Annotated in this window: 1 protein-coding gene and 1 pseudogene; both read right to left on the reverse strand. The window is 69.9% G+C overall.

What is annotated here, in order from left to right; all coding sequences use genetic code 11:
- Positions 1 to 350, reverse strand: a pseudogene (locus A612_RS11635) (phosphoesterase); the annotation flags it as partial.
- 207 nt (positions 351 to 557) lie between these two features.
- Positions 558 to 833, reverse strand: coding sequence for a hypothetical protein (locus tag A612_RS11640; RefSeq protein WP_081501178.1), 276 nt, complete (start codon positions 831 to 833; stop codon positions 558 to 560).
- Positions 834 to 969: the final 136 nt, after the last annotated feature.

Genomic DNA, 969 nt, shown 5'->3' on the forward strand with positions numbered 1-969 from the left:
CAGCCGGCAAGCCGCTCGGCGGCGCTCTTGTGGTGGTCCAGCAGGACGAGTCGCCCCGCCGCCGCATCGATCTGGGCCGTGAGTTCCGGACCGAAGGCGAAGTCCAGGATGTAGACGAAACGACCCTCCAGCGGCGGAAGATCCGCCAGGCTCGTCACCTGGCCATGGTTGAGCGGAACGCACTCCACTTGCCCGCCATGGAACCGCCACGCAGCCAGCGCGGCGGCGAAGCCATCGGCACAGCGGCCGTGGTAGAGCACCAGCGGTGAGGGATCATCAGGGGAGGGCGCGAACTGCGGCCACAGCAGGTGCGCAGGACTTTGGGGGCTCATGGCTTGGTCGTCGTTCATGACCGGGATTGTGGGGCAGGCGCGCGGCGCGCAGCGTGATGCGCTCGTCTCCTACGCCGGCGGGCCGGGAAGCTTTCGATGATGCTGGAGCACCTTCGGCTTTTGTTGCGCTTCTTGCCGTCCTCTTACCGAACCCGCCGCCGAAGCGTGCCCCAAGGAGACGACATGACCGCGCCGCGCGTGCGCCCCGCCCTTTTTCCGCCGCCTTCAGGAGGCGACCACGATGCGGCTGCGTGGCTGCGCCGTTCGCGGCCCGCGCGCCCACCTGCGCAGCCCATCCCGCCCGCTGGCCGCGCGCACCAGCAACGCACCCCCCGCCATCGCATGCAGCACGGCGCGCGTGCGCGAGGTGGTGAGGAAGGCGCAGGCCAGCAGGCCCACGCCAGCCAGAAAGGTGGCCTCGTGCTCGAAGGGCGCGCTTTCGCGGGCGTCGTCGTATGCCAGCACGTCACGGACGGTTTCACGAAGATCAGAGGTGTTCATGCCTGGATTCCTTGCGTTGTGCGCCGCGCGCCCGATGCGCCCGGCGAGGGCTGCTGCCCGGCTCACAACCCTAGGACGCCACCCTCGGCTGGCGCGCCATCGTCCACGCCATGCCGCTGTAGGAATGGCGGCCGCC

It is taken from the genome of Melaminivora alkalimesophila, assembly GCF_000282995.1.
In the GTDB taxonomy this organism is placed as follows: Bacteria; Pseudomonadota; Gammaproteobacteria; order Burkholderiales; family Burkholderiaceae_C; genus Melaminivora; species Melaminivora alkalimesophila.